Origin of the sequence: Candidatus Cybelea sp. (assembly GCA_036489315.1) — a bacterium.
Taxonomy (GTDB): Bacteria; Vulcanimicrobiota; Vulcanimicrobiia; order Vulcanimicrobiales; family Vulcanimicrobiaceae; genus Cybelea.
This window is the reverse complement of record DASXFZ010000010.1, coordinates 72,512-97,711: the sequence shown is the minus strand read 5'-3', so window position 1 is coordinate 97,711 and position 25,200 is coordinate 72,512. Positions and strand designations below refer to the sequence as shown.

Annotated in this window: 24 protein-coding genes, 1 tRNA gene, 1 other RNA gene and 1 riboswitch; of the genes, 19 read left to right on the top strand and 7 right to left on the bottom strand. The window is 64.6% G+C overall.

Translation table 11 applies throughout. The features are described 5' to 3' along the window. Positions 1–197: 197 nt before the first annotated feature. Positions 198–426, bottom strand: a riboswitch (M-box (ykoK) riboswitch). Between the two features lie 70 nt (positions 427–496). The 5 genes from mutL to VGG51_02140 are packed head-to-tail and all read left to right on the top strand — an operon-like array spanning position 497 to position 6,212. After that, positions 497–2,176 (top strand): DNA mismatch repair endonuclease MutL, encoded by a 1,680-nt coding sequence (mutL, locus tag VGG51_02160; GenBank protein HEY1881829.1) that lies wholly within the window; start codon positions 497–499, stop codon positions 2,174–2,176. Continuing rightward, complete coding sequence (gene miaA, locus VGG51_02155) at positions 2,169–3,068, top strand: tRNA (adenosine(37)-N6)-dimethylallyltransferase MiaA (GenBank protein HEY1881828.1); 900 nt, start codon at positions 2,169–2,171, stop codon at positions 3,066–3,068. The genes mutL and miaA overlap by 8 nt, the downstream gene beginning before the upstream one ends. A gap of 6 nt (positions 3,069–3,074) precedes the next feature. After that, the gene (gene dapF, locus VGG51_02150; GenBank protein ID HEY1881827.1) at positions 3,075–3,869 is read left to right on the top strand and encodes a diaminopimelate epimerase; all 795 of its coding nucleotides are present in this window, start codon (positions 3,075–3,077) and stop codon (positions 3,867–3,869) included. After that, complete coding sequence (locus tag VGG51_02145) at positions 3,853–5,082, top strand: radical SAM protein (GenBank protein HEY1881826.1); 1,230 nt, start codon at positions 3,853–3,855, stop codon at positions 5,080–5,082. The genes dapF and VGG51_02145 overlap by 17 nt, the downstream gene beginning before the upstream one ends. A gap of 23 nt (positions 5,083–5,105) precedes the next feature. Then, a complete protein-coding gene (locus VGG51_02140) occupies positions 5,106–6,212 on the top strand; it encodes a sodium:proton antiporter (GenBank protein ID HEY1881825.1) in 1,107 nt (368 codons plus the stop codon). Here the strand turns inward: VGG51_02140 and VGG51_02135 are convergent. After that, a complete protein-coding gene (locus VGG51_02135) occupies positions 6,194–7,438 on the bottom strand; it encodes an ammonium transporter (protein HEY1881824.1) in 1,245 nt (414 codons plus the stop codon). The two genes, VGG51_02140 and VGG51_02135, sit on opposite strands and share 19 nt — an antisense overlap. A 20-nt stretch (positions 7,439–7,458) precedes the next feature. Beyond that, on the bottom strand, positions 7,459–8,328 hold the full coding sequence (locus VGG51_02130) for a hypothetical protein (GenBank protein ID HEY1881823.1): 870 nt from the start codon (positions 8,326–8,328) through the stop codon (positions 7,459–7,461). A gap of 65 nt (positions 8,329–8,393) precedes the next feature. On the opposite strand from VGG51_02130, the gene VGG51_02125 reads away from it, so the two are divergent. The 5 genes from VGG51_02125 to kdpC are packed head-to-tail and all read left to right on the top strand — an operon-like array spanning position 8,394 to position 12,950. Then, on the top strand, positions 8,394–8,516 hold the full coding sequence (locus tag VGG51_02125; protein ID HEY1881822.1) for a hypothetical protein: 123 nt from the start codon (positions 8,394–8,396) through the stop codon (positions 8,514–8,516). 6 nt (positions 8,517–8,522) lie between these two features. After that, a complete protein-coding gene (locus VGG51_02120) occupies positions 8,523–8,612 on the top strand; it encodes a potassium-transporting ATPase subunit F (protein HEY1881821.1) in 90 nt (29 codons plus the stop codon). Continuing rightward, the gene (kdpA, locus tag VGG51_02115; protein ID HEY1881820.1) at positions 8,609–10,309 is read left to right on the top strand and encodes a potassium-transporting ATPase subunit KdpA; all 1,701 of its coding nucleotides are present in this window, start codon (positions 8,609–8,611) and stop codon (positions 10,307–10,309) included. Before VGG51_02120 ends, kdpA begins: the two co-directional genes overlap by 4 nt. Then, entirely contained in the window at positions 10,309–12,366 is a 2,058-nt protein-coding gene (gene kdpB, locus VGG51_02110; protein HEY1881819.1) for a potassium-transporting ATPase subunit KdpB, read from the top strand. Before kdpA ends, kdpB begins: the two co-directional genes overlap by 1 nt. An 8-nt stretch (positions 12,367–12,374) precedes the next feature. Beyond that, positions 12,375–12,950, top strand: a complete 576-nt coding sequence (gene kdpC, locus VGG51_02105; GenBank protein HEY1881818.1) for a potassium-transporting ATPase subunit KdpC — start codon at positions 12,375–12,377, stop codon at positions 12,948–12,950. Here kdpC and VGG51_02100 read toward each other — a convergent pair whose 3' ends face one another. Next, positions 12,951–15,083 (bottom strand): hypothetical protein, encoded by a 2,133-nt coding sequence (locus tag VGG51_02100; protein ID HEY1881817.1) that lies wholly within the window; start codon positions 15,081–15,083, stop codon positions 12,951–12,953. 61 nt (positions 15,084–15,144) lie between these two features. Here VGG51_02100 and VGG51_02095 point away from each other — a divergent pair, with 61 nt between their 5' ends. The 3 genes from VGG51_02095 to VGG51_02085 are packed head-to-tail and all read left to right on the top strand — an operon-like array spanning position 15,145 to position 17,568. Next, positions 15,145–16,695 (top strand): HAMP domain-containing sensor histidine kinase, encoded by a 1,551-nt coding sequence (locus VGG51_02095; protein HEY1881816.1) that lies wholly within the window; start codon positions 15,145–15,147, stop codon positions 16,693–16,695. Further along, positions 16,695–17,336: a response regulator transcription factor gene (locus VGG51_02090; protein HEY1881815.1), complete on the top strand. Its 642-nt coding sequence runs from the start codon at positions 16,695–16,697 to the stop codon at positions 17,334–17,336. Before VGG51_02095 ends, VGG51_02090 begins: the two co-directional genes overlap by 1 nt. 7 nt (positions 17,337–17,343) lie before the next feature. Further along, on the top strand, positions 17,344–17,568 hold the full coding sequence (locus VGG51_02085) for a hypothetical protein (GenBank protein HEY1881814.1): 225 nt from the start codon (positions 17,344–17,346) through the stop codon (positions 17,566–17,568). Here the strand turns inward: VGG51_02085 and VGG51_02080 are convergent. Beyond that, entirely contained in the window at positions 17,565–18,245 is a 681-nt protein-coding gene (locus tag VGG51_02080; protein HEY1881813.1) for a TrkA family potassium uptake protein, read from the bottom strand. The genes VGG51_02085 and VGG51_02080 overlap by 4 nt on opposite strands. Positions 18,246–18,247: 2 nt before the next feature. Beyond that, a complete protein-coding gene (locus VGG51_02075; protein HEY1881812.1) occupies positions 18,248–18,922 on the bottom strand; it encodes an NAD-binding protein in 675 nt (224 codons plus the stop codon). A gap of 63 nt (positions 18,923–18,985) precedes the next feature. On the opposite strand from VGG51_02075, the gene VGG51_02070 reads away from it, so the two are divergent. The 6 genes from VGG51_02070 (at position 18,986) to ssrA (ending at position 22,891) form a co-directional block, all read left to right on the top strand. Continuing rightward, positions 18,986–19,059: transfer RNA gene (locus tag VGG51_02070), tRNA-Pro, on the top strand. A gap of 82 nt (positions 19,060–19,141) precedes the next feature. Beyond that, positions 19,142–19,513 (top strand): Clp protease N-terminal domain-containing protein, encoded by a 372-nt coding sequence (locus VGG51_02065; protein ID HEY1881811.1) that lies wholly within the window; start codon positions 19,142–19,144, stop codon positions 19,511–19,513. 8 nt (positions 19,514–19,521) lie between these two features. Next, a complete protein-coding gene (locus tag VGG51_02060) occupies positions 19,522–20,142 on the top strand; it encodes a DedA family protein (protein HEY1881810.1) in 621 nt (206 codons plus the stop codon). 13 nt (positions 20,143–20,155) lie between these two features. Further along, positions 20,156–22,123, top strand: a complete 1,968-nt coding sequence (gene uvrC, locus VGG51_02055) for an excinuclease ABC subunit UvrC (GenBank protein HEY1881809.1) — start codon at positions 20,156–20,158, stop codon at positions 22,121–22,123. After that, on the top strand, positions 22,120–22,485 hold the full coding sequence (locus VGG51_02050; protein ID HEY1881808.1) for a phage holin family protein: 366 nt from the start codon (positions 22,120–22,122) through the stop codon (positions 22,483–22,485). The genes uvrC and VGG51_02050 overlap by 4 nt, the downstream gene beginning before the upstream one ends. 51 nt (positions 22,486–22,536) lie before the next feature. Then, positions 22,537–22,891: a transfer-messenger RNA gene (ssrA, locus tag VGG51_02045) on the top strand. A 124-nt stretch (positions 22,892–23,015) separates the two neighbouring features. Here ssrA and VGG51_02040 read toward each other — a convergent pair. Together VGG51_02040 and VGG51_02035 are read right to left on the bottom strand one after the other, a co-directional pair. Next, positions 23,016–24,050, bottom strand: a complete 1,035-nt coding sequence (locus VGG51_02040; GenBank protein HEY1881807.1) for a hypothetical protein — start codon at positions 24,048–24,050, stop codon at positions 23,016–23,018. 93 nt (positions 24,051–24,143) lie between these two features. Beyond that, complete coding sequence (locus VGG51_02035) at positions 24,144–25,163, bottom strand: hypothetical protein (GenBank protein ID HEY1881806.1); 1,020 nt, start codon at positions 25,161–25,163, stop codon at positions 24,144–24,146. Positions 25,164–25,200 lie beyond the last annotated feature (37 nt).

Here is a 25,200-nt window from a genome sequence, read left to right as displayed (position 1 = left end):
CCTCCTATTTAGCTCATGCGTGCTGCCCCGGGACGAGCGGACGCAGCGTTAAGCAAGCGGCTTTTCGAGAGCCGCCGGCGAGATCGATTAGTTGGTCCGTCATCCATGGCGAGGCCTCACCCCCTTTCCAAAATAAAAAACTGCCGCTGCTCCTCGCAGGCCGACAGTTCGAGAAACCTCACGCGGACAGGCCGCGCAATCTCCCTCAGTGTCGAGCTTTAGCACTGCACAACCTAGACCTTCGACAGCATCGTCACCTCGGACTCGTCACTCTGAGCTTGTCCTGAGCTTGTCCTGAGCTTGTCGAAGGACGGCCGCATTAGATTCCGCCTTGATTCGGCGGGATCTGGTTACCCGTTGGGGTCTCTCGACCTTTCCGGGCAGCGGCATCTCTTCGTGCAGACGCCTCACCTAACGAGGAATCCTTAACCAGGATACTCGCGACCTGCCCTTTGTCAACCCATGAGTGCGGCGGCGTCGACGCGAAACTCGGAGCGTGGCAACGATACGCGAGCTCGATTCGCTGACGATCGGTCAGATCGCGGCGGGCGAGATCATCGAGCGCCCGGCCTCGGTCGTCAAGGAGCTTGTCGAGAATGCGATCGATGCGGAGGCGTCGCGCGTCCTGGTCAATATCGAGCGCGGCGGGCTCGATCTCATCGAAGTCGTCGACGACGGCTTGGGCATCGCCGCGGATCAGCTGCCCCTCGCAATTGCTCGCCATGCGACAAGCAAGCTGCGCGCCGCAACCGAATTAGAATCCATCGCGACGCTCGGATTTCGCGGCGAGGGCTTAGCCTCGATCGCCGCGGTCTCGGAGCTGGAGCTGCTCTCGCGCGAAACCGCGGCGCCGATCGGCGCGCGCGTGGAGGCGGCGGGCGAGCACGTCGGACCGGTCGAGCCGGCGGCAGCGCCGGCCGGCACCCGCGTACGCCTACGGTCCCTCTTCGAGCGCGTTCCGGTGCGGCGCGAGTACCTTCGCAGCCCGAGCAGCGAGTTCAACCGCATCTCGTCGTGGCTCTCGAGCTTCGCGCTGGCCTACCCGCAGACGACCTTCACGCTGCGACACGACGGGAAAGACGTCTGGGTAATGCCGGCGAGCCCGGAGCCGCTCGAGCGGCTCGCTATGGTCTTCGGAGCGCAGAACGCAAAGACGCTGCTGCCGCTGCGCGCCGAATCGGCGCGAATGCTCGACGGCGAGCTGCGCGGCTTCGTCAGCGCTCCGGGGCACGACCGCCCGGACCGGAAGATGCAGCTGCTCTTCGTCAACGGACGGCTGGTGCGCAGCGCGCCCGTCGCGGGCGCGTGGACGAGCGGCTACAGCACCTTCACGATGATCGGCCGACACCCGTACGGCGTGCTCTTCCTCGACCTGCCGCCGGATCACGTCGATCCCAACGTGCATCCGGCCAAAGCCGACGTACGCCTGCGCTATGCGTCTCAAGTTTTCGATGCCGCACGCAGTGCGATCGGCGCGACGCTGCGCGAGCACGCACGGGTACGATTCGCGCAGCAGACCGCGAGTGCCCCGGAGGGCGGCTTTGCGAACGCGGGGCTTTTGGGGACGGGGATTTCGTTGTTCGCCCGGCCGGTAGACGGCGCCGAGCCCGGCGGCGGAAGCGGACTCGCGGTGCTCGCACAGCTCCACCGCACATTCATCCTCTGCAGCGACGGCGAGAGTCTGCTGCTGGTCGACCAGCACGCCGCGCACGAGCGCATCGCTTACGAAACGATCGTCGCTGCGGCCGCAGAGCGCCGCGCTAATCAGCCGCTGCTCGTGCCGCAGATCGTCGAACTGGACCCGGTCCAGAGCGCCGCGCTGGACCGCGTTGCGGAAACGCTGCACGAAGGCGGCCTGGAGATCGAGGCCTTCGGCGAACGCACGTACCGCATCGTCGCGACGCCGGGCGGCTACTCGTCGCGGGCATTCGATCTCGCCGGATTCCTCGACGACTTGAGCGAGGAACCCAAGCAGCGCGACGTGCGCGAGCGCGTCTGGGCGTCGCTGGCGTGCCACAGCGTAACGGTCGCGGGGGAACGCCTCGATCCGGCGGAGATGACGGTGCTCGTCGAGCGCCTGCAGGCGTGCGCGAATCCCATGCACTGTCCGCACGGGCGTCCGACGATGCTGCGCTTGGGACCCGACGAGCTCGCCCGCATGTTCAAGCGTGTCTGACGGCGTTCTGATACTCGCCGGCGCAACGGGGAGCGGAAAGAGCGAGATCGCCGTGAAGCTGGCGCGAGCGTTTAACGCGGAGATCGTCGGCGCCGATTCGCGCCAGATCTATCGAGGTATGCCGATCGGCACTGCGGCGCCCTCAGCGGCGCAGATGGCCCAGGTGCCGCATCATCTCGTCGGCTTTCTCGATCCGCACGAGCGCTATTCGGCGGCGCGGTTTACGCAGGACGCGTGCGATGCGATTGGCGATATCCTGCGGCGCGGAAAGCGCGCGATCGTCACCGGCGGAACCGGATTCTACTTGCGCGCGCTTTGCGGCGGCGTGGAGCTGGCGCCGCAGTACGACGACGCGCTGCGCGGTCGCCTCGCGCGCGAAGCGCTGCTGCATCCGCCGGATTTTCTCTTCGAATGGCTCGTGCAGCGCGATCCCAAACGCGCCGGCGCGATCCATCCGGGCGATACCTATCGAGTGCTTCGGGCGCTCGAAGTAGCGCTCGCCGGAGGATCGGCCGCGCGAGCGGGCGAGCTGCAAACGCTGGCCGGCGATGGAAAGCGGTGGACGCTCGTCTTCCTCGACGTGCCGCTGAAGGAGCTCGACCGGCGTATCGCGGAGCGCACCGCGAGGATGCTGTCTAGCGGCTTTGTCGACGAGGCGGAGCGCGTCGGCGAGGCCGCGGTGGCAGCCAGCGCGGTCGGTTACCCGGCGGCCTTTGCGTACCTGCGCGGCTGGAGCACGCTCGAAGAGCTGCGCGCCTCACTCGAACGTTCGACGCGGCAATACGCGCGCCGCCAGCGCACGTGGTTTCGCCGCGAGCCGGCCACGATCTGGTGCACGCCCGAGTCGCTCGCGACGATAGTACGGGAAAAACTGAAGTGGCGTGCAAATTGAGGCGCGATGCGCATGGCGGTTACGAAGATGCACGGCGCGCGGAACGACTTCGTCGTTGTCGATCGCCGCAGGGAGAAGGACGGCAATCTGCCGTCGTTTGCGCGTTGGGCCTGCGATCGCCACGCCGGCATCGGCGCGGACGGCGTGATTGCGATCGAGTCCTCGAGCCTAGCCGACGCGCGCATGCGGATCTTCAACGCGGATGGAAGCGAGGCCGAGATGTGCGGCAACGGTATCCGCTGTGCGGCGCGCTGGCTCGACGAGGCCGAAGCACGAGAGGGCTTTACCTTCGAGACGGACGCGGGCTCGATCGCCACGCAGATCGTCTCGCGCGGCCTCGAGTATGCGGTGCGCGTCGCGATGGGGCGCCCGCGAATCGATGACGTCTTCCTCGGATCACTCGGAAGCGGGTCGTTCGTCGAGCTCGGTAATCCTCACGTCGTCGTCTTTCGCCACGGCGTCGACGACCTGGATCTCGAGATCGCCGGGCCGCAGCTGCAGCGCGACCCGGCCTTTCCAAACGGAACGAACGTCCACGTGGCCGCGCGCAACGAAGAAGGATTGCTGAACGTTCGCCACTGGGAGCGTGGCGTCGGCCTGACGATGGCGTGCGGAACGGGCGCGGTCGCGTGTGCGGCCGCCGCGATCAGAAACGGGATAACAGCCTCGCCGGTCGAGCTGCTCGTTCCGGGGGGACGGCTCGTCGTCGAGTGGAACGGCAGCGGGATCGCATATCTCACCGGTCCGGCGGTTCGCGTTTTTGATACGGAAGTTGACATCGGGCATGAGATCGCACCATGAGCGCGCTGAGACGGGGCTCGTCTCGTGCGATGCAAAAGGCCGGATTTCGTTCGACTACGCATGCTCGCCGCTCGCCGACGGCGGCCTCGTTCGCGAACCCCTTCCCGCCGAGCTGATTGCCGAACCGCCGGGCGCGCAGCGGTACTTTCTCCCGGCGCGCTCGCCGCTGACGACGATCGGTCCGATCGCCGGAAGCAACGCATTCGCCGTTGCGCTGCCGGCAGGCTATACGCGCCTGCTGGTTCCGGCCTACGCCGCGCAGCGCGGCGCGCCGTCCCTGCCGCTCTTCGGCTACACGTTCGCGTGCGCGGTCGACGATCGAACCTTCGTTGCGGCGATGAAGACCGACGAGAGCGACGACTGGCGGCCGCGAAGCTACAAACGCGGCGAACTCGAACGGCTGATCGAGGACCGCCTTCGCGCGCAGCCGGATAACCGCGTGCTGGCGCAGGTCGCGCTCTGCTCGCGCGACTACGCGTGTTTTACCGCGCAGAACGTCTTTCTCGAGCGGGGCGAAGCGGCTCTGCCGGTTTCACCGAAGTGCAACGCGCGCTGCATCGGATGCATCTCGGAGCAAGACGACGCCGCCGGGGTGCCGTCGCCGCAGGCGCGGATCGCCGACGAGGTCGCGGCCGCCGAGCTTGCGGACGTCGCGACGCATCACTTGGAGCGGGTCGACGACGGCATCGTTTCGTTCGGACAGGGCTGCGAGGGCGAGCCGCTGCTCCGCTCGATCACGCTCGCGAGCGCGATCGAGCGCATTCGCAAGAGGCGGTCGAACGGCACGATCAATCTCAACACCAACGGCAGCGCACCCGCGCCGCTGGCGCGCTGCATCGACGCGGGACTGCAAGCGGTGAGAATTAGTCTGAACTCGTTTCGGCCGAGCGTCTACGCGGCGTATTACCGGCCGTTGGGCTACACGCTCGACGACGTGTTCGCGTCGATCCGCTTGGCCGGCGAACGTAATTTACGGGTGAGCTTGAATCTGCTGACCCACCCGGGCGTCACCGACGATGCACCGGAGATCGCGGCGATGGAAGCGTTCTTGCGCGACTCGCCGGTTTCGATGGTGCAGACGCGCACTCTCAACATCGATCCCGCCGTCTACTTCGAGGCCGTCGGCCGGCCGGCGGAGCCGCTGGGAATGCGTGAGGCGATCGAGCGGATTCGCAACCTCACGCGTGTCGGCAACTTTACGCACACCCACTAGGGATTTGGGAAGCACGTAGGCCCGTGAAGCTCTGGCAAATTCTGGCGATCGTTGCGCTGGGGGTCGTCTACGGATTGTTTCAGCCCGGCCGGCTGGCATACGCATTCGGCCATGCGACCCTCTACGTCTTTCTGCCGGCACTGCTCTTCGAGGCCGCATGGAACTTGAATTTCCGTGCGATGCGACGGCAGTGGCTCCCAATCGCGATGCTCGCGGGTCCGGGCGTTTTGCTTACGGCCGGCATGGTTGCCGGCGCGCTCGCGATCGTCGGCGTACCGCTCGGCCCGGCGCTGCTTACCGGCGCGATCTTGAGTGCGACCGATCCGATCGCCGTCGTCGCGGTCTTCCGCCGGCTGCCCGTGCCGCGGACGCTGGCGACGATCGTCGAATGCGAGTCGCTCTTTAACGATGCCGTCGCCGTCGTGCTGTACCGCGCCGTGCTGGCCGGAATTGCACTGGGCGTCGCCGGTGCGGGTTCGATCGCACTTATCACCCTGCAAACGATCGCCGGTGCGGTGTGCGGCGTCGCGCTGGGGATCGCACTTGCGTTTATCGCCGCCCGCGCGTTGCAGCGAGCCGCCGGGGGCGCGGCGGTGCAAATCGCGACAACGCTTTCCTGCGCCTACGGCGCCTACTTTGCGGCCGACTATCTTCACCTCTCCGGCATCTTTGCGACCATCGCTTTCGGGATTGCGCTGCGCTATTACGAGCGCGCCTCCATCACGTTGACGATCGCCCGTGAGGTCGAGCACTTCTGGGACGTCGCCGCACTCTGCGCAAATGCGGTCGTCTTCTTTTTGGCGGGGGCAGCCTTGGAGATCAGCCGGCTCACGGCGGCACCGATCTTTACCGTCGCCGCCCTAGCGGGCGTCGCGATCGCACGCTTCGCGGTCGCTAGCCTTTTGTGCCCCGGTCCCGTACGGCGGGAATGGGTCGGCGTGGTTCGCGTCGCGGGGATGCGCGGCGCCCTCTCTCTCGCGCTCGCGCTCGCGCTGCCCGCGTCGCTTCCGTTTCGCGAAGCGATCGTCGATGCGACGTTCGCCGTTGTACTGGCGACCTTGCTCGCCGGCGGTCTCGCGCTCGACCGTGTCGTCCGGCGAGCGGCGCTGCGTCACACGCCGAGCGGATAGGCCTCCTCGCCGTGCAGTTCGACGTCGAGGCCGCGCTCCTCGGCGGTTTCGTCTACCTTTACCCGCGTCACGAGATTGATCAGCCAGAGCATCGCGTAGGTAAAGCAGAAGGCCCACGCGCTGCAGACCGCGGCCGCGGCGACCTGCTTCAAGAAGAAGGACGGGTTTCCGCGCAGCAGGCCGTCTGCGCCATTGGGATTCCAGAGCGTCGACGCAAAGACGCCGAGCAGGCAGATCCCTAAGAAGCCGCCTACGCCGTGGACGCCCCAGACGTCCAACGCGTCGTCCCAGCCGAGGCGATTCTTCAGTGTAACCGCAAAGTAGCAGACGACGCCGGCCGCGATGCCGATGATGACGGCCGTCGTCGGCGAGACATAGCCGGCGGCGGGAGTTATCGTTGCAAGGCCGGCGACGGCACCGGTGAGCAAGCCGATGAATTTCGGCTGACGTCCGCGGGCCCACTCGACCAGCAGCCACGCGATGGCGGCGAAGGATGCCGCGATATCGGTGTTGAGGAAGGCGCTGGCGGTGACCGAATCGACGCGCAGCTCCGACCCCGCATTGAAGCCGTACCAGCCGAACCAAAGCAGGCCGGTGCCCAGCGCAATCAGCGGGACGTTGTGCGGCCGGTTATCCATGACGCTGCGGCGCCCCACGTAGAGCACCGAAGCGAGGGCTGCAAAACCGGCCGAGGCGTGGACGACGATGCCGCCCGCGAAATCCAGACAGCCCCACTTCGCCAAGATGCCGTCCGGGCTCCACAGCATGTGCACGAACGGGAAGTAGACGAAGATCAGCCAGCCGGTCAAGAACCAAAAATAGGCCTTGAACGTCACGCGGTTTGCGAATGCGCCGGTGATCAGCGCCGGCGTAATGATTGCGAACATCATCTGATAGGCGATGTGCACGACCAAGGGTATGCCGGCGTCGTTTCCGGTGAACATCGTATGGAGCGTGACGCCGCGAAGCATCGCGTACGTCGCGGGATTGCCGATCAGGCCGTGCCAATCGGGCCCAAAGCTTTCGGAGTAGCCGAAGGCGAACCAAAGGACGGTCGTCCAGCCCAGCGACATGAAGCTCTGCATCATGATCGTCAAGACGTTTTTGCGCTGGACGAGGCCTCCGTAGAAAAACGCGAGCCCCGGCGTCATCAGCATGACGAGGCTCGCGCAGAGAAGCATAAAACCGGTGTTTCCGATATTGACCTGTGGGACTGCGGCGTTCATTCACATTCCTCCAGGCCGTTTTAGTTCATGAAAGAGAGACCCGCTCCTACGTAGTGCGACGTTTGGCCATTGATGGCGGTCGGCGAGAAACCGTACTCGACGTCGAACTGAACGTGGCTGCCGAAATCACGCTGATAGACGAAGTCGACGAGGCTCTTGCCGCCTACGTTCGGCCCGGCGGACGAAAAATAGGCGTATTCGGCGGATATCTGCGAGGGGCCGCCGGGCAGGGCGGCGCTGAGCTCGAGGCTCGGCAGAAAGCAAAAATAGGACTGCGCGACGCCGCCCGCGTTGAGCGCGCTAAAGGCGTTGAAGCTGAGGGTACCGGCGAGCGCAAACTCCGAGCTAAGCGTATACGCACCGTTGACGTTGCCGGTGAACTGCGCGTTCCCGGCGGAAAAGGCGCGGCTTCCGGTAGGGAACGTGACCACCCCGTTAATGCCCCAGTCCGCCTTCGAGGTGTAGCCCAGCTCGTACTTCGCGCCGAGATTGACGTCGCTGGAGCCGTCGACGCGCGGCGTTCCGAGCGACGACGTTTCGGCGCTCGGCGGCCCGAGCTCGATATCGAAGTGCGGATCTGCGGTTCCGATACGAATGAGCGACTGTGGGTAGTTTGCGCTGCTGCCACCGCCCGGTCCGATGGTCGTCGTATTCGTATAGCCGTGCTCTACGTCGAAGTGCCCGGTGCGCACCGTGCAGACGCCGGTCGTCACCGTGGGCCGGTTGACGATCGAGAGCAGCGAGCCGCACGGATCGCTGGGCCCACTCGGGGTCGATGAGGGCGCGGGGGACGGCGAGTTCGACGGCGCCGGCTGTCCAAGCGCGGTGCCGGCCGTCGCGGCGACGGAGCACGTAAGGATCGCGGCGGCAACGAGTCGTACAGAGACCATAGCGGCAAGTATACAAGGTGCGCACGGGCACCGCAAACCGTCCATTCGGATCATCCATTCGGCGGATGGCGCGAGCGGCGTCGGCCGGATATCGTAGAGGCATGCTGCTCGAGCTCGGAATCGTCGTCCTCTCGATCGTCTGCTTTGTCGCACTCGACCTCTACATTGCCGGCTGCGAAAGGGTGTAGGCCTCCATGGTGTTCGACGACGTGCTGGGCTTGATGCTGACGATTGCCGCGCTCGCCTACCTGATCTTCGCGATGCTGCGGCCGGAGAAGTTTTGAGCGGCATCGGTTGGCTCCAGGCCATCGTCTTCTTTCTCATCGTGCTCGCGGTCACCAAGCCGCTGGGTTCGTACATGGCGCGTGTCTTTAGCGGCGAGCGCACGTGGCTTTCATCCTTCTTCGCGCCGCTCGAGCGGATGATCTACCGCGCCTGCGGGATTCGCGAGGACGCCGAGATGACGTGGTATGCCTACGCGCTGTCGATGCTGTTGTTCTCGATACTCGGCTTCGCTTATCTCTGCCTACTGCTGCGGACGCAAAAGTGGCTGCCGTTCAATCCGCAGCACGTCGACAATATGACCCCGGACCTTGCATGGAACACGGCGGTCAGCTTCACGACCAACACGAACTGGCAGTTTTACTCCGGCGAGCAGGCGATGAGTTATCTTTCGCAGATGGCCGGCCTGGCGTGGCACAACTTTGTCTCCGCGGCCGCGGGTATCGCGATCGCGGTCGCCGTCGTGCGCGGGCTCGCGCGGACCTCGGTGAAGACGCTTGGAAACTTCTGGGTCGACCTCACGCGCTGCTCGCTCTACGTGCTGCTGCCGATCGCGGTCGTGTTTGGTCTTTTCCTGGTTTGGCAGGGAATGCCGCAGAACTTCCACGCCTACGCGACGCTGCACTCGATCGAAGGCTTCACGCAGACGATCACCGGCGGCCCGATGGCCTCGCAAGAGGTCATCAAGGAGCTCGGCACTAACGGCGGCGGTTTCGTCAACGCGAACTCCGCCTCACCCAACGAAAATCCGACGCCGCTCACCAACCTCGTCGAGATGCTGCTCATCTTCGCACTGGGCGCGGGCCTGACGTACATGTACGGCAAGATGGTCAAGGACACGCGCCAGGGCTGGGCGATCTTCACCGCGATGGCGATCCTATTCTTTGCGGGCTTCACGGTGGCGTACTGGGCGGAGTCGGCGGGCAACCCGATCGTTCATCAGCTCGGCGTCGCCGGCGGCAACATGGAAGGCAAGGAGTGCCGTTTCGGAACGGCCGGCTCGGCGCTCTTCGCGACCGTCACCACCGACACGTCGTGCGGCGCGGTCAACTCCATGCACGACTCCTACATGCCGCTCGGCGGCCTCATTCCGCTGGTAGACATGCAGCTTGGCGAGGTAGTCTTCGGCGGCGTCGGGAGCGGGCTCTACGGCATGATCGTCTTCGTGGTGCTGACGGTCTTCATTGCGGGCTTGATGGTCGGGCGTACGCCCGAGTATCTTGGGAAGAAGATCGAGCGACGCGAGGTGCAGTTCGCGATCCTCGCCGCGCTCGTCACGCCGGTGCTATGTCTCGTACCAACGGCGATCGCGGCGGTGCTTCCGGCCGGCCTAGCAACGCTCAACAATGCGGGGCCGCATGGCTTTTCGGAGATTCTCTACGCGTTCACCTCGACCAATGCCAATAACGGCTCGGCGTTTGCCGGGCTCGGTCCGAATCTCTTCTATAACCTGCTGACCGGCGTCAACATGATGTTCGGCCGGTTCGCGGTTGCGATTCCCGCGCTCGCGCTGGCCGGCGCGCTCGCGGGTAAGAAGGCGATACCCGAAGGCCCGGGCACCTTCACGACCCACTCGGGAATTTTCGTGGCGCTGCTCATCGGCGTGATCGTGATCGTCGGCGCGCTAACCTTTCTTCCGGCCGACTCGCTCGGCCCGGTCGTCGAGCACCTGCTCGTGCAGCAGGGGAAGACGTACTGATGCTCAGCCAGCGCCGCTTGGAACGGCGTCCGAAAGCGCTCTCGCTGTTCGATCGCGGGATCCTGACGCGCGCCCTTACCGATTCCTTCAGAAAGCTCGATCCGCGGTGGCAGGCCCGCAATCCGGTGATGTTCGTCGTCGAGGTCGGGGCCGCGGCGACGACCATTTTCTTCGTGCGCGATTTGGCGGCGCACGCGGCAATCGTCGGTTTCGACTTCGCGATCGCGGCGTGGCTGTGGTTCACGGTGCTCTTTGCGAACTTCGCCGAAGCCGTGGCCGAGGGCCGCGGCAAGGCCCAAGCCGAGGCTCTGCGCCGCACTAAATCCGGTACCTACGCGCGGCGCCTGCAGGAAGATGGCGGTCAGGAGCGCGTCCCGAGCAGCGAGCTGCGCAAGGGCGACCGCTACGTCGTCGAGGCCAACGAGGTCGTCCCGGCCGATGGCGACGTGCTCGAGGGCGCGGCGACAATCGACGAATCCGCCATTACCGGCGAGTCGGCGCCGGTAATTCGGGAGTCGGGCGGCGACCGCAGCGCGGTCACCGGCGGAACGCGCGTACTCTCCGATCGCATCGTCGTTCGCGTCACGGCGAATCCCGGCGAAAGCTTTCTCGATCGCATGATCGGACTCGTCGAAGGGGCGCAGCGGCAGAAGACGCCCAACGAAATCGCCCTCTCCATCCTGCTCGCGGGGCTGACGATCATCTTTCTGATCGCGGTCGCGACGCTGGCCCCGTTCTCGGTGTACGCCGGCCTGCATCAGAGCGTCACCGTGCTCATCGCACTGCTCGTCTGTCTGATTCCGACGACGATCGGCGGTCTGCTCTCGGCGATCGGCATTGCGGGGATGGACCGCGTGATGCAGCGCAACGTGCTCGCGATGAGCGGGCGCGCCGTAGAGGCGGCCGGCGACGTCGACACGCTGCTGCTCGACAAGACGGGAACGATCACGCTGGGAAACCGGCAGGCCGTGCAGATCGTTGCGGCGCCCGGGATCGATCCGAAGGACACGGCGCGGATCGCCTACCTATCGTCGCTCGCCGACGAGACGCCGGAAGGGCGCTCGATCGTCGCGCTCGCACAGCAGGCCGGTTCCTCGAACGGCGGGGCGCCGGTGGGCTCGACGTTCGTTCCGTTCAGCGCCTACACGCGGATGAGCGGCCTCGATCTCTCCGACGGCGTGAAGATTCGCAAAGGGGCACCGGACTCGGTGCTGGCTTGGATCGGTGAGGCGGGGGGCTCGACGACGACCGACCTGCTGCCCCAGATCGAGCAGATTGCGCGAAGCGGCGGCACGCCGCTGCTTTTGGCGCGCAACACGCTGATCATCGGCGTCATCTATCTCAAAGACATTCTCAAGCCGAACATGACGGAGCGCTTCGGCCGCTTGCGCGCGATGGGAATCCGCACGGTTATGATCACCGGCGACAACCCCCTGACTGCCGCCACGATCGCGAAGGAGGCCGGCGTCGACGACTTTCTCGCCGAGGCGACGCCCGAGACGAAGATGGATCTGATCAGGCGCGAGCAGCAGTCGGGGCGGCTCGTCGCCATGACCGGCGACGGCACGAACGACGCGCCGGCGCTGGCGCAATCGGACGTCGGCGTCGCGATGAACTCGGGGACGCAGGCGGCCAAAGAAGCGGCGAACATGGTCGACCTCGACTCGGATCCGACCAAGCTCATCGAGATCGTCGAGATCGGCAAGCAGCTGCTGATGACGCGCGGTGCGCTGACGACCTTCTCGATCGCCAACGACGTTGCGAAGTATTTTGCTATTCTTCCGGCGATGTTTGCGGTTGCCTATCCGGCGATGGCGATCCTCAACGTCATGCGGCTGACGACCCCGCAGAGCGCGATCCTTTCGGCGGTCATCTTCAATGCGCTCATCATCGTCGCGCTGATTCCGCTCGCACTGCGCGGCGTGCGGTACCAGCCCAAGGGTGCCAACCGCGTGCTGTTCGAGAACGTGGTGCTCTACGGCCTCGGCGGCATCATCGTTCCGTTCATCGGCATCAAGGCCATCGACATGATTCTCGCCGCGCTGCATCTCACGTAGGTCGAACGATGATAAAAGAACTCTCCACAGCATTGCGCGTAACGGTCATCTCGATCGTGATTTTCGGGCTGCTCTATCCGCTCGTTATGACGCTGTTAGCACAGCTGCTCTTTCCCCGTCAGGCGAACGGTTCGCTGATCTCCGTCAACGGAAAGGCCATTGGCTCGGCGATCATCGGGCAGCTCTGGACGAAGCCGCAGTACTTCCACGGGCGTCCGTCGGCGGCCGGCAAAGGCTACGACCCAACCTCAACCGGCGGCACGAATCTCGGCCCAACGTCGAAGAAACTCATCGACGCCACGAAAGCGACGATCGCCGCGCTCGAGAAAGAGAATCCCGGCGCGGCGGGCGCGCCGCCGATCGATCTAGTGACCTCGAGCGCCAGCGGAATCGATCCCGACATCAGCCCGCAAGCAGCGTACTGGGAGGCGCCGCGCGTGGCAAAGGTGCGCGGCATCAGCGTATCGTCGGTCAATTCCCTAATTGCGCAACACGTTCGGGGGCGAATCTTTGGCTTTCTCGGCGAGCCGCGCGTCAACGTCCTCGAGCTCAACCTCGCGCTCGACGGAACAAAGCCGGATTAGCTACTCTTCGCTTGCGGCGGTGCTTAGTGCTGAGTTTGCCGGGCGCAGCAAGACCAGCAACTCGTACGCGCCGGCATCGAGCAGCCGGCGCGCGAAGGACGGGCGGCCGAGCCAGCGCGGCTGGCGCTGGGTGCCGGCCAGCGCGACCGTCGTTTGCGGTACGGACCGGGCGATCTCTATGATGCGCTTTGGTACGTCGTCGGCCACTTCGTCGATCCACTCGACGTTGGTCTTACGTGCCTCCGAGCGGAGCCTCTCGACGACCTGGGGATCGATGCGTTGGCGCGGTCCGACGACGTGCGCGATCGTGAACTCGATCGCAAGGCGAGCGGCGATCCGCCCGGCGCGGGAAATCATCGGCAGATCGACTTCACGCGAGCCGATCGAAAGCAGCAGGCGATCGAACGGCGACGCGACGCGTTCGCGATGGCGCGCGCGCAGCGCCTCGCGTAGTGCCAGCTCGCGCAGCGCGAAGAGGTTCTCCGTGCGGAAGAAGTTCGCCAGCGCCGCTTCGCAGCGATCCAGCGGATAGATTTTTCCTTCGCGTAAGCGCTGGCGCAGCGTCTCCGGCGTGACGTCGATGAGGATCACCTCGTCGGCGAGTGAGAGGATGCCGTCGGGAAGCGTCTCGCGGACGACGGTGCCCGTCAGCCGGAGCACCGTATCGCCGAGGCCTTCCAAATGCTGGATGTTGAGCGTGGTAATTACGTCGATGCCGGCGCGAAGCACCGCAAGCACGTCGTAGAAACGCTTCGGCGCTACGGAGCCAGGCGCGTTGGTATGCGCCAGCTCGTCGATCAGCGCGACCTGCGGATTGCGCGCTATAACGGCCGCGCGATCGAACTCCGTGTAGGTGATGCCGTTTTCCGTGATCGTCTGCGGCGCAACGACCTCGAGCCCATCGAGCAAGGCGGCCGTCTCCCTGCGGCCATGCGTCTCGACGAAGCCGGCGACCACGTCGACGCCGTCGGCCTTGAGCTGATGCGCGCGATCGAGCATCGCATAGGTTTTGCCCGCTCCGGCGGCGGCGCCGATGTAGACGGTCAGCTTCCCATAGCCGACGCGCAGGCGATCGCCCGCGGTCTGCGAGTAGGGCGACCGGGCTGGATTCTCGCCGATGTACGTTTGACCGAGGCCGACGATGAAGAGATCGTATGGGAGCGGCATCCCAGTCAGCTTCGTTGCTGCGCGGTCCTTCGGCAGTGCGACCAGTGCGGCGCGCAGGAAGTCGCCGGATGAGGCTGCGGGATCGACGCCTTCGTGCAGCACCTCGCCGCCGAGCTCGCGCGCGACGCGCTCGAGTTCGGGCCCACCGGCACCCGGCATCGGAACGACTTCGAGGCCGAGATCGAGCGCGTTGGCGATCGCGGCCGTGCGTTTGAGATAGGGCGCGGCGTCGACCTCGGGATAAACGAAGGCGGCGGCCATCGAGGTACGACCGGCTTTAAAGACCGGGAGCGTGAGGCTATCGACCGTGCGCAGCAGCAGCTCGCGCAGCATGTGCAGGTTTTGCTCCTTGAACGCGCCGTTGAGCGCGCGATCGACGTCCTGTTCGTTGACGATCTTCCCGGCGCGCACGCGACTCTGCAGCAAACTCGGCGAGACGTCCAGTGCCACGACTTCGTCGGCCGATTGCAAAAACGAGAACGGCACGATCTCGCGCACGGGATAACCGAGCAGCGCTTCGGCGGTCGGCGCGACCGTCTCGAGATGGGCGATGTTAAACGCGGCGATGACGCCGATGCCGAGCTCACGAAGCGCGACGGCGTCTTGCCAGCGCTTGGCGTGCGCCGCCTCGCCGAGGTTATCGTGGGCGAGTTCGTCGAGCACGATGACGTCGGGCTTGGCGCGCGCCGCTGCGTCAAAATCGAAGTCTTCGAAGGTTCGGTCGCCGATCTCGACCTGGCGCGGCGGCACGCGCGGGAGCCCGGCGGCGATGCGCTCGAGATCGGGGCGTCCCTTCGTCTCGATCCACCCGATGAAGACGCGCTTGCCGTCGGCCGCAAGGCGACGGGCATCCTCTAAAAGGCGGCGCGTTTTTCCGGCGCCGGGTGCGCCCGCGACGTATACGACGAGGCGCGCGCGGCCCCCAAGCTCGCGCAGCAGTTCCTCCGCTCGTGCGGTGCGATCCATCGGCCCAGCCCTTCGCGCTAGGCCAAGGCGGCCCCGCCGACAGGCCCGAAAACGCGCGGAGGTGGCCTTCCTCTGCTACGTCCTGCTCCTGATCGCGTGGATCATCGATCTGCTCACGCCGCAGCTGCTGATCGTCGCGATCCTGTTCAATGCGCCGATTGCGCTTAGCAGCTTGGCCTTGCAGAGCAGGCTAACGACGCGGCTGGTCATTGCTTCGGAGATCGCCAACGCCCTGGCCGGATACTACGATGGCGCGATAGCGCGCCACACGTGGAGCATCGTCGCGATCGGCGACCGGATTCTGCTTGCCGCGTCCTTCGTCTTGGTCGGTTACCTCAGCGTCAAGACGCAAGAGTTCGCGCGCGAAGCCGGCGTTTCGGCCGGACGCATGCGGCAAGTCCAGGTCGAGAAGGCGCTGCGCCAAGCGATCGGGAGCGTCCGCGAGACGCTCAACCTCGAGCTCGTGCAGCGCGCGGTCGCGCGCCAATCGGTCGCATTGCTCGGGGCGACGAAGGCGACCTTGATCGTGCGCGAGACGTCGTTCGGCGCGCCGCTGACCCTTTCGTATACCTCGGGCGATCGCGACATCGCCGTCGAGCGGCGCGCGCTGAGCACTGAGGTTGCATCGCTGGCGGCGCACGCCGCGGAGGTCGACGAAGTGCTCGTCATTACGAAAAACGATGCACTCGGGCGTTTAACGCTCGATGCGCTCGGCGCCGAGCAGGCGCTCGCGACGGCTATTGCGACCAGCGGTCCGGGCGAATATATCCTGATCGAATGTGCGCTGAACAAACCGTTCGACGCCGACGCCGCGCCGACGCTGCGAGCGTTCGCTCAGCAGGCGGGGATGGCGCTCGGGCAGGCCGCGCTCTTCACGCAGCTCGGCGAGCAGAGCGAAGAGAACGCGCGGCAGAAGAACGAGCTCGCCGATCGCGGCGACGTGATCCGCGATATCGTCTACGCGCTCGCCCACGATCTGCGCACGCCGCTGACGGCGGCGCACGTCACCATGAGCCAAGCGCTCAACGGCGCCTACGGGGAGCTGCCGGAACGGTATCGTTCGGTGATCCACACGGCGCTCGCGGCAAACGACGACCAGCGGCGAATCGTCGAGACGCTGTTGCTCGTTGCGCGCTATGAGGCCGGCGAAGCATCGACGCTCAACGAGCGCGTCTTCTGTGACGACTTGGTCTTACGAATCGTCGAAGAGCTGCAGCCGGTCGCCGACGTGAAGGGCGTCGAGATCCGCGCGGAGATCGGCCCGCGGCCGCTGGCGACGCGCGGAGATCCGCACGAGATCAGGCGCGCGATCGCGAACCTCGTCGCCAATGCGATCGACGCGACGCCGCGCGGCGGCCACGTTATCACCGGAGTGCATCGAACCGGCGCAACGATCGCCGTGACGGTCGACGACGACGGCTATGGCATCCCCGAGGAGCGGCGCGCCGGCCTCTTCCAGCGTTTTGCCGGCGGCCATCCCGGCGCAGGGAGCGGTTTGGGCCTCTACATCGTGTGGCGCATCGCCGAAAAGCACGGCGGCAGCGCTCAGTACGCGCCGCGTTCGCCCGCGGGCAGCACCTTCACGATGACCTTGCCGGCGATCGACGAGTAATGGAGACGACCGCGCGCCCCCGGGTCGCGATCGTCGAAGATCACGCGCTCACGCGCGCCGGTTTGCGCACCGCGCTCGCTGCGACGTTCGACGTCGTCGCCGAGGCCGCCGACGGCGCCGGCGGATGGGAAGCGATCCTGCGGGAGCGTCCCGACGTCGCCGTCATCGACATCGGCCTTCCGGACGTCGACGGCGTCACACTGACGAAGCGCGTGCGAACGGAACTGCCCGGCACGCGCGTCGTCATCGTGACGATGCTCGATATCGAGGACGAAGTTCTGGCCGCGCTCGGTGCCGGGGCCGATGCCTATTGCCTAAAGAGTTCGGATACCGATCGAATCGTCGACGCGGTGCGCATCGCGAGCGAAGGGGGTGCCTACTTCGACCCGAAGATCGCGCACGTCGTGCTCTCGCGCTTTGCTGCGAGCGCGCCGTCGGGCCTGCGCCCCTCGCCGCTGACGCCGCGCGAGACGGAGATCTTACGCTTCATCGCCGATGGACACGCGAACTCGGAGATCGCCGAGACGCTGCATCTAGGCCTTGGTACGGTGAAAGGGCACATCCGCGACATCCTCGAGAAGCTCTCCGCCACCGATCGCACCCAAGCCGCGGTCGTTGCTTTGAAGAAAGGTTATATCTAGCCTGCGTTTGAACGCGCTGACGCTCTTCGGTCTCGTTGCGGTTACCGCGATGCTCGTGACGTACGCGTTGGAGCGCCGCAGCCCTTGGTACATCCTCGGCTTCGCGGGCGCGTGCGCGCTTGGATCCGTATACGGCTTTTTACAGGGCGCGTGGCCGTTCGGAGTCGTTGAGGCGGTTTTTGCCGCGGTTGCGATTTGGCGATGGCGGGCCGTACGGCGCGCCGAGGACTAGCCGCCGATAATCGAGCGGATGCGCTCGACCGCGCCGTTCTTGACGATGACGATCATCGCGTCGCCGGCGCGCAGCGTGGTGTCGCCGGTGGGGATCTCGAGATCCTGTTCGGGGCGATCGATCGCCACGACGACGGAGTTGTGCGGAAACCCGATCTCGGAGAGTCGCTTGCCGTCGATGGGCGAGCGTTCCGGTATCGCGACCTTCACGAGCTGCATGTCGCCTTTGCCAAAGAGATGCATCGTCTCGAGCATCGAGCGGTACTTCGAGGCGTTGACGTGCTCGTTGAGTACGTCGAGGATCAACTCCGTCGAGGAGATGACGATAACCGGATCGTCCTTATCCAGGGAGCTGAAGATCAGCTTGTTGGCGGGATTGTTGACCCGCGCAATGCAGCGCGCCTTCGATTTACGCTTGGAGAGCAGCACGACGACGAGGTTGTCTTCGTCGTCGCCCGTGTCGGCGACGACGACGTCGGCGCGGTTGACGCCGGCCGCGTCGAGGACCATCGGATCGCAGCCGTCGCCCACGACCGTAACCTTCCGGTCGATCAGGCGCTCGAGCATCCTCGCCTTGCGCTCCTCTTTCTCGACGACGACGACTTCGTGGCCCTGGTCGAGCAGCGCGCGCGAGAGATACGAGCCGACCTTACCGCCGCCGACGATCAGAATGAACACTCTTAAGCGATCGCTCGCGAGAAGACGGGTGTGGCGCTGAAGCGCGCGGCGAAATCGCCGATCGCATCGGGCCCGACGACGGCGCTGAACTCGTCACCTACTTGCAGGACGAGCTCGGCCGAGGCGACGATCACCTCTTTGGGACCGCGGCGCACGGCGGCGATGCGGATACGGCCTTCTTCCTCGATGTCGGCGATGCGTTTGCCCGCGTCGGCGTCGCCGACGACGGCCGCGAGCGACGTCAGCCGCCCGAAATCGAAGAGTTGATTCTCCCACGGCGCGCCGATGAGCGTGTCGCGGATCATCTTTGCGCCGACGGTCGTTGGACAGACGGTCTGCACCCCGAGCTGGCGGTACATTTGGCCGCGCGGCGGATCGTAGATGCGCGCGACGATGCGTTGGATCTTGAACATTCGCTGGGCGATCAGGGCCGCCATGATGTTACGGTTGTCGCCGTTGGTGACGGCGATGAAGCCGTCGGCGGTCGCCGCGCCCGCTCGCTTGAGGACGTCGTAATCGATGCCGGTTCCCACGACGACGTGTCCCTTGAAGTTTGGTCCGAGACGTTTGAATGCGGCGGCGTTTTCGTCGACGACGATGACTTCGTGTCCGTCAGATTCGAGAAGTTTTGCAAGCGACGAGCCGACCCGTCCGCAGCCGACGATGAGGTATCTCATGAGCAACGAGAGGCCTCTTTGGAAAGGAAGGGAGCATCGCCCTGCGAAAAAGCGAGAAATCTTCGGGGCGTGGCTCAGCTTGGTAGAGCGCTTCGTTCGGGACGAAGAGGTCGCACGTTCAAATCGTGTCGCCCCGAAGTTTCCTTCCTCCTCTAACTTGTCATCCTGAGCCTGTCGAAGGACGTCTTGTTCTCAAACTTTGACCCAGCCGCAAGGCGCGTGCTTCGAGTAGCCGAGCAAGAGTGCCGGAATCACAGTCACTACTACGTCGGCGCCGAACACCTGCTGGTCGCCTTGCTCGAGGAGCGCGATCCCGCGACGCTGCAGGCCCTTGATGCCGACGGTATCGACGTACCCGAAGTCCACGCGCAAGTCCGGCGAGCGCTCGGCACCGGCGAGGATCGTTTGTGGGAGGGCATCCTCATCACGCCCCGAGTCCGGCGGATCGTCTCGCTCGCCCAGGAGCGCGCCGGGGACCGCGAGATCGGCCCCAGCGATCTCTTCGAGGCCCTGCGGATGGAAGGGGGCAGCTCCGCTGCGGAGATTCTGCGCCGCGCAGCGACTCGAAACACCGCGTCTGCCCGAGAGTAAAGAAGCCGGTGGAACACCTCCAGCAGGCGATCGTATCGCTCATCGACACGTACGGCTATCTCGGCTTGTTCGTCGGGCTGGCGCTGGGCAACATGGCGGTCCCCATCGGCACCGAGGTCATACTTCCGGTGGCCGGCGGACTCACCGCGACCGGCCACCTGAGCAGCCTCTGGCTGACGATCGCGGTCGCCATGGCGGGCGAACTGGCCGGCAACACGGTCGGCTATGCTATCGGCCGCTTTGGCGGCGTGCCGATCATCGAGCGTTACGGGAAGTACGTGCACTTCACGCACGATCGGCTGATGATCGTCCATCGATTTTTCGAACGCTGGGGCACCTTTGCGGTCTTCATCTGCCGGTTTTTACCGGTGCTGCGCGGCGTCGTCTCGATACCGGCCGGCATCGCCGAGATGAACCTCGCGCATTTCTACCTTTGGACGTTCCTCGGATCGCTGATCTTTTGCAGTGGCTTGATTTTAATCGGCCACGCCCTGGGCGCGCACCTCGATACCGTGCTCCCGCTGCTGCATCGCGGCGCCTATCTGCTGCTCGGCGTGGCCGTCGTCGCGGTAATCGCGGCGATCGTCATCCTGCGGCTCCGGAGGCGCCCGGCTCGCGCCGATTCCTGAGCCGGCCGGCGCCGTGAGGCTGCAAGAGACGCTTGCGCATATCCCCGACGCGCCCGGCGTGTACCTGATGGTCGGGCCCGGCGACGAGATCCTTTACATCGGTAAGGCCGTCTCGCTGCGCAACCGGGTTCGTTCCTACTTCCAGGAGGGAGCGGCGCACCAGACGCGGATTGCGGCCATGGCAGCCCGCGTCCTCGACGTGCGCACGATCGTCGTAACCAACGAAGTCGAGGCGCTGATACTCGAAGCAAATCTCATCAAGCGCTACCAGCCGCCGTTCAACGTGCGTCTGCGCGACGACAAACGCTATCCGTACTTGAAGGTTACCAACGAGCCGTTTCCGCGGGTCGTCTTCACGCGCATGATCCGCAATGACGGCGCACGCTACTTCGGCCCGTACACCAACGCGCACGGCCTGCGCGAGCTGATCGATCTCGTGCGGCTCGTCTTTCCGCTGCGCACCTGCCGCGAGCCGATCGACGGGCGCCGGAAGCGGCCGTGCCTGCAGTATCACATCAAGCGCTGCCTCGCGCCGTGCGTCGGCTATCAGACGGAAGAAGATTACGATCGTACGATCGACGAGGTCGTCCTCTTCTTGGAGGGCAAGCAAGATTCGCTGCTGCACCGCCTGCAGCACGAGATGAGCGACGCCGCCGAGCGGCTGCACTTCGAAGCGGCGGCGCGGCTGCGCGATCGCATCGTGCAGGTGCGCCGCGTGACCGAGGCTCAGAAGGTCGTATGGAAATCGCGGCTCGACATGGACCTTATCGCCGTCGCCCGCTCGCAGGGGCAAGCCTGCATGCAAGTCTTCCTCGTGCGCGGCGGCAAGCTGATCGGCCAAGAACACTTCATCCTCGACGGCGTCTACGACCAGACCGACGCGCTGCTGACCGCTGAGTTCCTCAAGCAGTTCTACACCGCACGGACGGCGAGCGCACTCGATGGCAAAGCGTACTCGCCGGCGCGCGTCGCGCGCGACGTGCAGGCGCCGGTTCCGGAGACGCGCCGCTCGGCCGCCGCGCAAGCGGCAGCGATTCCCAAGGAACTGCTCGTTACGGCATTGCCCGACGAGCGCGAGACGATCGAATCCTGGCTGTCGTCGGTCAAAGGACAGCGCGTGCGCATCCTGCAGCCGCAGCGCGGCGCCCGCTGCGACTATCTGCGGCTGGTGCAGAAGAACGCCGAGCAGAATCTCAAAGCATTCTTAGCGCATCAGGAGGTACAGGAGACCGCGCAGGCGCGCGCGCTCACCGACCTCGCGGACGCGCTCGAGCTGCCGGAGCCCCCGCATCGCATCGAGTGCTACGACGTCTCGAATATCCAGGGAACCAACCCAGTCGCATCGATGGTCGTCTTCGTGGAAGGGCGGCCGCGCAAGAGCGAGTACCGCCGTTTCAAGATTCAGTACGACCGCGGCCCCAACGATTTCGCGATGATGCAGGAGACGCTGCGCCGGCGGCTGCGCTATCTGCGCCGCGAAACCGACCGGACCGAAACCCTCATGGAACGCGAGCTGGCGAAAAAAGAGAAGTTCAACAAAAAACCCGACCTCTTGCTGATCGACGGCGGCAAGGGTCAGCTCAGCGCGGTCGTCGAGGTGCTCGAAGAGCTCGACATGACGGGACTGCCGGTTGCGGGCCTCGCCAAAGAGCACGAATGGTTGTACCTTCCCAACCAGTCGGAGCCGATCGTCCTGCCTGCGAACTCGGCGGCGCTGCATCTCGTCGCGCGAATTCGCGACGAGGCGCACCGCTTCGCCGTCACCTACCATCGTCTGCGGCGCGCGAAGTCGATGACGCGTTCGGCGCTCGACGCGCTCGACGGCGTCGGCCCGGTCCGCAAAAAGCGCCTGCTCACCGCTTTCGGCTCCCCGGCGGGAATTCGCCGTGCGGCGCTCGACGAAATCGCCGCCGTTAAAGGGATGAGCCCTACCTTGGCCGCAAAGGTCAAGCAAGCACTCGAAGGAGGGTATAAACCTTGAACTGGCTCCTGAGATTCCTGATCAACGCACTGGTCTTCTATCTAATCGCGAAGTTCGTTCCGGGCTTTTACCACAACACCACCGTCTGGAACGCCGTTATCGCGGCGATCGTATTCGGCCTCGTGAACGCGCTGATCGGGCCGATTCTCAAGTTGGTCTCGCTGCCGCTCACCCTGATTACGTTCGGGCTCTTCTCGTTCGTGATCAACTACCTGCTCTTCGTGATCACCGTCCGTTTCATCCACCTCTATGATCCGAGCAGCGGCGTCAACCCCTGGCTTGCCGACCTGTACGGCGCGATCATCATGCTGATCGTTTCGACGCTCTTACACGCGGCCAGCAGCTCCGAAGCGAAGACCTAGGCGTCGCGAAACTCCAGGCTTGGCCGGCGTGTTATAATGCTTGTCCGACATGGGGCTGAAATAGGTTCGACAGGAAGGCCTTTAGTCGGCGTTAGCAGGCGGAGCTGCGAGCACTCCTAAAACGATCGCAACGGCAATAACTGCCAACAACGAATACGCACTGGCTGCCTAATCTAGGCTAGTCACCGGACGCAGAGAGTCGGCCCGAACCACTCTGCCCTCCGGTCACAAATTCGGGCTGGCACGGGCGCGTGATTCGACGCACGTGCGAGATCAAGGATCTGCAGCGAACGGTAAGCCGCGCTTTGGGGCGTCCGTTCGAATAAGATAAAGCCGAAGCTGAGCCTGGAGAACGCGCCGGTAAGGTTTCTTGGACTCGGGGGGCGGTACCCCGACAGCTCCACCATTTTTTCAGGGCGCTACCTCGAAGTCTGGAAAATCCAGGGCCCGCTGATGAAAGTCTGTGGGCACGGCCGCCGCCTACATTCTGGTTGAAATGAAACGGCGGCCATTCGTAGCTGCCGGACCGATCAGCGCACGGGGCGTGCGCTTCCGCTACCGCCCTGTTTAGCGTTGGCTACAAATCCATGTGTGTTCCCTTGTGAATCGACGTACCAACCCGTGAACGCGTGATGCGAGTTGTTGCTGGTAAGGACGGTATAGCCGGCAGCATTCGGCTCGTCCACCGACTGCCAAAACTCTTTGCTCGGATTGGGGTGGATGAGGATAAATCCGTGCGTGCCGCCCGACACATCGGTATACGACCCAACGATGTCGTCGTCGAAGTTGAGGCCCAGTGCCTGGGTGCTGACGGCGTTGGGATAGACGAGCTGCAAGTAGGCTCCGTCACGCATCAGCCAGCCTTCCGTTACGCCGTTGCCGAGCGTTTCGGTTCCGACGACATCTCCGCGCTGATTGATTCCGTTGGCTGTAGCGCTGACCGCTCCCGGCGGATGAAAGCCCGAAAAGTGCCGATTGCTAACGGTCAGTTCCGTTGCCTGCTTATTGCCGTTTATGTCGATGTAGTAGCCGACGGCTTGGCCTGAAACGTTGATACCCAGGAGTGCCGTAGTACAGCCGGGGCCATTTGGCGCTTTGGTATCCTTGTAAAGCGTCCAGATGCCGCGATCCTTGACGAATCCCCAGGTATGGTGTCCCTTACTTCTGTCGACGAAGTATCCCGTCTTATAACGGCTACTCGACAACCCCGCCGACACGGTATCGAGCGCCCCGGGATAATTAAGCGCGTTGAACTTCGTGTAGGGCGGCGATGAGTCGTATCCGTTGCTGGGATCGCTTGCCGTCCCGGTGCCGTCGGTACCGACGATAACGCCGAGCTCGTTGATGTCAAGAACCTTATTGAAGGTCGTGCTTCCGGGACTATCGACGGTCGTAAAATTTAATGGGACCGGTGTCGGCGAGGGATTTGTATGGGCAGAGAGTCCCGCCGGAGCGGAGTTGAGATTGGGCGCGGGGATCGGGGCCGAAGATCCGCTACAGCCTGCGGCGGCTAATCCAGCCAGCGCCGTGGCGGCAAGCAACGCGTTGCGAAACAGGGTGTTCATGACGTCTCTCCTATAGCCGGTTTGTGTCGGTCTGTCTCTTGATGGGGTCTTCGAGGAAATCGGCTCTCGTAGTACTTCACGGCGATCACACTTCTATGGGATCGCCGTGATATAGCCGTTGGTTAGGCCGGCTCCAACATAGACGCCGATGGCGGTCCGTCCGAAGACGGAGTTGGCGCTGACGGGGCCAATGACTGTAGGCGTTCCCGCGGTCCAGTTGCGAATCGGTAGGAAGAACCCATACTCGAGCGTTTTGTCTTTGAGATCGAAGTAGTCGCCGACCACGTTGTAGTTTCCAGCACCACCTGCTCCCGTGATCCCCTCGAAGTGGGTGAGGATCGACTTCGGCCACGTGTAGACCAGCATTTTGCTCCCCGCGAGGTTGCGGACGTACGCGTGCGTGCCTTTCTTATCCGTATAGCCGCCGGCGATCGCGACGGTATTGCCGTCCATCCAAATGCCGTAAGCCGTCGCGCTGATGGAGCCGGGAAATTCGAGCGTCGAGAACTTCGAGGTGGCCGAATCGTAGATGAATGCATGTCCCGAAACGGGATACGTATCCGGACGGGCCAGGGCCGAGCCGGAACCTACCGCATCGTAATTTCCAACCGCTTTGTAGGCCGCATCACCGTAGTTGCTGTGAACGATCGTGTAGTTGCACGACTTGGGCGCGCACAAGGTTGCCGGAGCGTCTAGGGCGACGTACTTCTTGGTCGTGGAGTCGTAGACAAATCCGTCGGCGTTGGCCTGCCCCTTTTTCTGATAGCTCCCAACGAGCCGATAGCCCGTCTGCGTGACGGCTGGGCCGTATACGCTGGTCTTTGCCGAGCCCGGGTATTTAATCGGCGTCCAGACGCCGGTTTTTCGATCGTAGACGACGCCCAGATTCGACCCGCTTAGCGTGTCGATGAAACCCGTGATAAGGTTGCCGCGAATACCGGTGAGAAGGGTTCCGGCCGCGTTCGGAAACTGGCTCAGCGGAACGTCGAGCGTCTGCAGCACCGGCGCGCTCGAGCCAAAGCGTACGTAGGCTGCCTGAGCCGATACCGCAGGCACGGCGCCGAAGCTGCCGGAGCGGGCTCCGCCCGCGCATCCGGCCAGCAGCGCGATCATGAGTGCGCCGCTCGCGGCGCGCGTGCACACGGAAGTA

Bases quoted from the DNA above. Each gene is read 5' to 3' on its own strand.
- dapF (HEY1881827.1), top strand. From the start codon at position 3,075: ATGCGCATGGCGGTTACGAAGATGCACGGCGCGCGGAACGACTTCGTC.
- VGG51_02145 (HEY1881826.1), top strand. From the start codon at position 3,853: ATGAGATCGCACCATGAGCGCGCTGAGACGGGGCTCGTCTCGTGCGAT.
- VGG51_02135 (HEY1881824.1), bottom strand. From the start codon at position 7,438: ATGAACGCCGCAGTCCCACAGGTCAATATCGGAAACACCGGTTTTATG.
- VGG51_02130 (HEY1881823.1), bottom strand. From the start codon at position 8,328: ATGGTCTCTGTACGACTCGTTGCCGCCGCGATCCTTACGTGCTCCGTC.
- VGG51_02125 (HEY1881822.1), top strand. From the start codon at position 8,394: ATGGCGCGAGCGGCGTCGGCCGGATATCGTAGAGGCATGCTGCTCGAG.
- VGG51_02120 (HEY1881821.1), top strand. From the start codon at position 8,523: ATGGTGTTCGACGACGTGCTGGGCTTGATGCTGACGATTGCCGCGCTC.
- kdpB (HEY1881819.1), top strand. From the start codon at position 10,309: ATGCTCAGCCAGCGCCGCTTGGAACGGCGTCCGAAAGCGCTCTCGCTG.
- kdpC (HEY1881818.1), top strand. From the start codon at position 12,375: ATGATAAAAGAACTCTCCACAGCATTGCGCGTAACGGTCATCTCGATC.
- VGG51_02100 (HEY1881817.1), bottom strand. From the start codon at position 15,083: ATGGATCGCACCGCACGAGCGGAGGAACTGCTGCGCGAGCTTGGGGGC.
- VGG51_02090 (HEY1881815.1), top strand. From the start codon at position 16,695: ATGGAGACGACCGCGCGCCCCCGGGTCGCGATCGTCGAAGATCACGCG.
- VGG51_02075 (HEY1881812.1), bottom strand. From the start codon at position 18,922: ATGAGATACCTCATCGTCGGCTGCGGACGGGTCGGCTCGTCGCTTGCA.
- VGG51_02040 (HEY1881807.1), bottom strand. From the start codon at position 24,050: ATGAACACCCTGTTTCGCAACGCGTTGCTTGCCGCCACGGCGCTGGCT.
- VGG51_02035 (HEY1881806.1), bottom strand. From the start codon at position 25,163: ATGATCGCGCTGCTGGCCGGATGCGCGGGCGGAGCCCGCTCCGGCAGC.